Annotated in this window: 7 protein-coding genes and 1 pseudogene; 3 read left to right on the forward strand and 5 right to left on the reverse strand. The window is 71.2% G+C overall.

Annotated features, from left to right (window positions below; all coding sequences use genetic code 11):
- Both ACIRDX_RS19880 and ACIRDX_RS19885 read right to left on the reverse strand, forming a co-directional pair.
- Window positions 1-685: serine/threonine-protein kinase (locus tag ACIRDX_RS19880; RefSeq protein WP_396627178.1), on the reverse strand; the 685-nt coding region annotated here is incomplete at its 3' end.
- Window positions 686-735: 50 nt separating this feature from the next.
- Window positions 736-1620 carry a hypothetical protein gene (locus tag ACIRDX_RS19885; protein WP_396627179.1) on the reverse strand — a complete coding sequence of 295 codons (885 nt, stop codon included), beginning with the start codon at window positions 1618-1620 and terminating at the stop codon, window positions 736-738.
- Window positions 1621-1685: 65 nt separating this feature from the next.
- On the opposite strand from ACIRDX_RS19885, the gene ACIRDX_RS19890 reads away from it, so the two are divergent.
- Window positions 1686-2207 (forward strand): hypothetical protein, encoded by a 522-nt coding sequence (locus tag ACIRDX_RS19890; RefSeq protein ID WP_396627180.1) that lies wholly within the window; start codon window positions 1686-1688, stop codon window positions 2205-2207.
- 7 nt (window positions 2208-2214) lie between these two features.
- Here the strand turns inward: ACIRDX_RS19890 and ACIRDX_RS19895 are convergent, their stop codons facing one another.
- From ACIRDX_RS19895 to ACIRDX_RS19905, 3 genes are read right to left on the reverse strand one after another with little or no spacing between them, the layout of a single operon-like run.
- Window positions 2215-2739, reverse strand: a complete 525-nt coding sequence (locus ACIRDX_RS19895) for a HEAT repeat domain-containing protein (RefSeq protein WP_396627181.1) — start codon at window positions 2737-2739, stop codon at window positions 2215-2217.
- Window positions 2711-3085, reverse strand: coding sequence for a type II toxin-antitoxin system VapC family toxin (locus ACIRDX_RS19900; RefSeq protein WP_396627182.1), 375 nt, complete (start codon window positions 3083-3085; stop codon window positions 2711-2713). The genes ACIRDX_RS19895 and ACIRDX_RS19900 overlap by 29 nt, the downstream gene beginning before the upstream one ends.
- Window positions 3082-3363: a ribbon-helix-helix protein, CopG family gene (locus tag ACIRDX_RS19905; protein WP_396627183.1), complete on the reverse strand. Its 282-nt coding sequence runs from the start codon at window positions 3361-3363 to the stop codon at window positions 3082-3084. The genes ACIRDX_RS19900 and ACIRDX_RS19905 overlap by 4 nt, the downstream gene beginning before the upstream one ends.
- Window positions 3364-3505: 142 nt before the next feature.
- On the opposite strand from ACIRDX_RS19905, the gene ACIRDX_RS19910 reads away from it, so the two are divergent.
- Together ACIRDX_RS19910 and ACIRDX_RS19915 are read left to right on the forward strand one after the other, a co-directional pair.
- Window positions 3506-4984: a serine hydrolase domain-containing protein gene (locus ACIRDX_RS19910; RefSeq protein ID WP_396627184.1), complete on the forward strand. Its 1479-nt coding sequence runs from the start codon at window positions 3506-3508 to the stop codon at window positions 4982-4984.
- A 71-nt stretch (window positions 4985-5055) separates the two neighbouring features.
- Window positions 5056-5723: pseudogene (locus tag ACIRDX_RS19915) on the forward strand (hypothetical protein); the annotation flags it as partial.

Consider the following 5723-nt stretch of genomic DNA (forward strand, 5'->3'; position numbering starts at 1 on the left):
GGAACGCGCGACGAGCCGTGAGCATCTCGTACAGCACCGCCCCGAACGACCACACGTCGCTGCGTCGATCCGCGGCGCGTCCCCGCGCCTGCTCCGGCGACATGTAGGCCGCCGTGCCGAGGATCATGCCCGCCTGAGTCATCGCGGGAGAGGTGAGCGTGGGCGCAACGGCGAGCGCCTCGGCGGCGCGCTGCGCGCTGTCGGTCGCGTCCAGCGCCTTGGCGAGGCCGAAGTCGAGCACCTTCACCGTGCCGTCGGACCGCACCTTGACGTTGGCTGGCTTCAGGTCGCGATGCACGATGCCCTGCTCGTGCGCCGCCTCGAGGGCCTCGGCGATCTGCCGCGCGATGGGCAGGGCGTCGTCGATCGGGATGGGCCCGCGCGCGATCCAGTCGGAGAGGTCGTCGCCCTCCACCAGTTCCATCGCGAGGCCGGTCACGCCGTCGGCGCGCTCGAGCCCGTAGATCGCGGCGATGTGCGGGTGATTGAGGGCGGCCAGCACCTCCGCCTCGCGCTGGAACCGCGCCAGCCGCTGTGCGTCGTCGGCCACCGAGGCGGGCAGTACCTTCAGCGCGACCTGGCGCTTCAGGTTCGTGTCGGTGGCCCGGTACACCTCGCCCATGCCACCCGCACCGAGGGCATCGACGATCTGGTACGGACCAAGGCGGGTCCCTGGAGTGAGCACGCGAGCGGGATCCTACCGCTCTTCCGTAGCCGCGTCTCGAGAGAGAGTCGTCAGGGCGTCGGCAGACGGCAGCGCAGGCGCAGCAGGCTGCCGGCCACCGACAGGTGTCCCGCCTCGCTCGAGAGGTACAGCGCGTCGCCGCGCATCGCCACGCCCTCGCCCTGCGCCTCGCGGAAGGCATCGAGCCGGATCGTGGCGTACGGACGCATGTTGCCCTTCAGGATGTCGCTCGCGCGATGCAGCGACGCCAGGTCCGGCGTCCGCACGACGACCGAGGCGCCGTCGGTCGACGTCTCGGCATCGGTCACCGTCTCGAGACCGAAGTTCCCCACCTGGCGCAGCGTGATGGCGCCACCACCAGATGGCAGCGGTCCCGACCTGTAGACCGTGGCCTTCCGGTCCTTGGTGACGACGAACGCCTCCTCGCCCAGGAGGAAGAGCCCCTCGGCGTTGTGGGGGCCGTCCGGGTACGTGAGCGTGAACGTCTCCGTCGCCGCGACGGCACTGCCCACGGCGGGTTCCGGGAACCGATGCAGGAACACTTGCGGACGACGACGCGCGTTGTCGCCGATGTCGGCGACGTAGAGGCAGTCGCCCGCAGGGCAGCGCCCGGCCGACACGTCCTCCCAATCGCGCATCGCGACAGGCACCCGAACGCGCGCCGCCGTGCGCCCGGCCTCGTCGACGGCGAACAGATCCGTGTCGTTCCCCGAGTCGTTGTGTGTCCAGAGCACCGGCTGCCGGCGCCCGACCGCAAGCCCGCTCGTCTCGGGCACGTCGGGCAAGGCCGACGGTCCCATCTCCACCACGCACGGCCCGGCGCTGGCGCGCGGCGCATACCGCCAGGCGGCCACGCCGACGAAGGCGACGGCCACTGCCCCGAGCGTGATCGCCAGGCGCAGGCGCGACATGGCGTTGCGGCGCGTCCGACTCATGACGCAGACGGTAGCACTGCAGGCGCGTGGCGGGTGAACCGGGCGCACGCTACACTCACCGTCGAGTGACCCTCTCCGCCGCCACGACCCTCGTCACCCTCGTGCTCTCGATGGCCCTTGCCGATCAGGCGCGCTTCCCGACCGTCACGAGCAAGAACCTCGAAGGACGCGCCATGACGCTGCCGGCCGACTTCGCCGGCACGCGCAACGTCGTCTTCGTCGCCTTCGAGCGGAAGCAGCAGGACATGGTCGACACGTGGGTCCCCTTCGTGAAGGCCAACGTCGGGCGGATCCCCGGCACCGAGTACTACGAGATCCCGACGATCGGGCCGGTGATCCGGCTGCTGCAGTGGACGATCAACCGCGGCATGCGCGGCGGCATCCCCGACATCAAGGCGCGCGAGCGCACGGTGACGCTGTACCTCGACAAGGGACCCTTCAAGCAGTCGCTCGGCATCACCACCGAGGGCACGATCCACGTGCTGGTCGTCGACCGCGCCGGCCTCGTCCTGTGGCGCGAGACGGGCGCGTTCACCGAGGCCAAGGGCGCCGCGCTGGTGCAGGCGCTCACGCCGACGCAACCCTGATCCGCGCTCACCCGCGTTGCTGCGCCAGGGCGAACTCGGCGCGCGAGCGGAGGGCCTCGTCCGTCGCCCCGTGCAGCACGGTCTCCAGCGCCAGGATGGCGCGCTGGTCCGCCGGCTGGAGCCCGAGCTGGTGCACGGCCACGCGGCGCACCCGGGGCGACGGATCCTCGAGCGCCCGCTCGACGAGCAGCCCGACGATGTCGAGCGCGAGGGGGGCGATCTTGCAGCGCTGGCAGCCGATGGCGTGCACCGCCAGGCGCCGCACGTGCGCCGACCTGTCGTGCAAGGCCGCCACGAGCGGATCCAGGCAGCGCGCGTCGGCGAGGTGGTCCATCAGCGCCACGCTCTCGGCCCGCACGCGCGCGTCCGGGTGCGTCGTGCCCGCCACCAGCGACGGCACGGCCACATCGCCGAGGGCCTGGAGCGCATCGACCGCCTTGGCGCGCACCGACCAGCTCGGCGACCCCAGAGCATCGACGAGGGGACGCATCACCTGCGGCGGGTCAGACGAGGCGCAGATCGGGGATGTCACGGAAGTCGGCGGGATTGAGTGTCCAGATCGCGGCATCGGCGACCAGCGCGCAGGCCGCCACCGCGATGTCGATCTCGCGACCGCGGGCGCGAGGTACGGCCTTGTACAGGCGCGACGCGACGACGGCCTCGGCCGCGCCGAATGTCACCGCAGACTCGCTCGGGAAGAGCTCCTCCTGTGCCGTCAGCTCCACGCGCGTGCGGGGGCCGCGACGCCACTCGTACAGCACGATCGACGAGAGCATGAGGCGATGGCCCTGCCGGGTCAGGTCGACCAGCGTGTCGAGCGATCGTCGCGGACCGGTGAGCGCATCCACCAGGGCGGACGTGTCGACGTGGACGATCATGCGGAGCGGTGGCGTCGGCCGCCGGCGCGCCGCGCGGCGCGGAGGGACTGGAGTTCCGTGTCGACCTCGGCCGCCGGCCGCGTCGGCCGCGCCGCCCGCAGGCGCTCGAGCACGCCCAGCGCGTGCTCCCGCTCACGATCGCTGAGACGCCCGGCGCGCTCGGCATACTCGGCGACCGCCTCGCGCACGACGTGGCTCTGGGGCTTGCCGAGCCGCTCCGCCGTCTGCCTGATGCGGGCGACCGTCGCCTCGTCGAGGGAGTACGTGACGCGTGCCATAACGTTGCAATACTACCATAAACAGTCGGTCCCGGCGCTGCCCGTCAGCCGAGACCGCCTGGGCCACGCCCCCGGCGCCGTGGGGCCTTGACGCGGCTGGCTGCGGAGGTGAGGATGACCGCTACTCGTCCGAGGAGCCGACATGCCCCGTCGTTTCGTAGCCGCCCCGGTGCTGGCCCTGGCGCTGGCGTCACTGTTCTGGCCCGTCGCGGCCGCGCCCGTCCGCGCCCAGGACCGTGAGGCCCCGGTCGCTCCCATTGCGGCCGACCCGGAGGTGCTCGGGCAGGAGCGCCTGTTCTCGGCGTGGCTCGAGGGGCAGATCGCCTACCGCGAGTTACCGGGTGTCGTCGTGGGCGTGGTCGCCGGCGACGAACTCGTGTGGGTGAAGGGCTTCGGCTTTGCCGATGTCGCAGCGAAGCGGCCCATGACGCCGCAGATGAAGTTCCGCATGGCGTCGCACTCCAAGCTGTTCACGGCCACCGCGATCATGCAGTTGCGCGAGATGGGCAAGGTGCGCCTCGACGACCCGGTCTCGCAGCACCTGCCGTGGTTCCGCATGACGCCAGCCGGGGATGACGATGGGCCGATCACCGTCGAGCAGTTGCTGACGCACAGCTCCGGGCTGCAGCGGGAGGCGGGCGATCACTGGACCACCTACGAGTTCCCGACCACCGGGCAGTTGCGGGAGCTGATGAGTGCACGGAGCGCGGCGTTCGCGCCGCAGGTCCGGTGGAAGTACTCCAACCTCGCCTACTCGGTCGCCGGGCTCGTCGTCGAGGCCGCGAGCGGGATGCGCTGGGCCGACTTCGTCACCCGCAACATCTTCACGCCGCTGGGCATGACCTCGTCGAGTGTCGACGTCGACGCACCGGGGATGGCGACGGGCTACGGCCGGCGCATGCCCGACGGCACCCGGCAGTCGTTCGGATTCATCGATGCGCGCGGCATGGCGGCGGCCACCGGCATCACGTCGACCGTCGAGGACATGGCGAAGTTCGTGTCGGCGCAGTTCCGCCGCGGCGCGCGGGGCGGTGATCGCCTCCTCGGCACGGGGTCGCTCCGCGAGATGCACCGCGTGCGCTCGGTGGAGGAGACCTGGACCAACGGCAACGCCATCGGCTTTTCGGTGAGCCGCGTGGGCGAGAAGACGTACGTGGGGCACGGTGGTTCGTATCCCGGCTACACCACCCAGACGTTGATCCAGCTCGACGGTCGCGTCGGCGTGATCGTGCTGACCAACGCCCAGGACGCGGAGCCTGCGGCCATCGCGCGGCAGTTGATGAGCACGGTCGGCCAGGCGGTGGCGAAGCGGTCCACGCCGAAGCCGCCTGTGGTGCCGTGGGACGACACGTGGGCGCGCTTTGCCGGGGTGTATCGCAGTCGCTTCGGCGACCAGCAGGTGGTGCTGCTCGACAAGAAGCTCGTGCTGATCACACCCAATGCGCCGACCCTCGAGAATCCCGTCACGCTCGAGCCGCTCGGCGGCGGCCGGTTCCGCTTCACCGCACGGACGGGTGGCGGCGTGGTCGGTGAGGTGGTGCGCTTCACCGAAGACAACGGCAGCGTGGTGCGGATGTACACCGGCGACAGCTACGCGGACCGCGTGCCCGACGTGCGGTGAGGGCCGCGCCAGGCGCGCCGTGTTGCCCTTCGACCCGCTCATGTGCCCTGTCGTGGCTATACTTCGGCATCATGGCGATACCGGGCGGACGGGCGGCGGGATGTGCGGCGCTGTGGGTGCTTGCCTCGGCTGTGGTTCTGGCCGGCGGTCAGGCCGCGCCGCCCAAGCCTGCCGCCCCACCCCCCACACTCGACGCGCCCTGGCCGGACGACGCGACCATCGCGGCGCGGCGCGTCGCAGCCGAGAACCGCCCGCTCTTCGCGTCGTCCGAGACCCTGGCGGTCACGATCACCGCGGACTTCAAGGCGGTCATCAAGGACCGCAAACCTGACAGCCCACGGCGATACCCCGGGACGCTCACCGTGGCCGCCGCCGGTGGGCAGGGCGCGCCGATTCCCATGGGATTGGGCACCCGCGGGAAGTCCAGGCTCGATAGCCGCACCTGCGATTTCCCGCCGCTGCGCATCGACTTCGACAAGACCGCCCTGGCCGGCACGGCGTTCGACGGCCAGTCGTCACTCAAGATCGTGACGCACTGCCGCGACACACCGGAGTACGCGCCCTACCTGGCGCGCGAGTACCTGGCCTACCGGGTCTTCAACCTGCACACGTCGTGGTCGATGCGGGCCAGGTTCGCCCAGATCACCTACGTCGACTCGTCGTCGGGCAAGAGCGTCGCCAAGCGGCACGCCCTCTTCCTCGAAGACGACGATGACGTGGCGAGGCGGAACGGGGGGCG

It is taken from the genome of Luteitalea sp., from assembly GCF_044337415.1.
In the GTDB taxonomy this organism is placed as follows: domain Bacteria; phylum Acidobacteriota; class Vicinamibacteria; order Vicinamibacterales; family Vicinamibacteraceae; genus Luteitalea.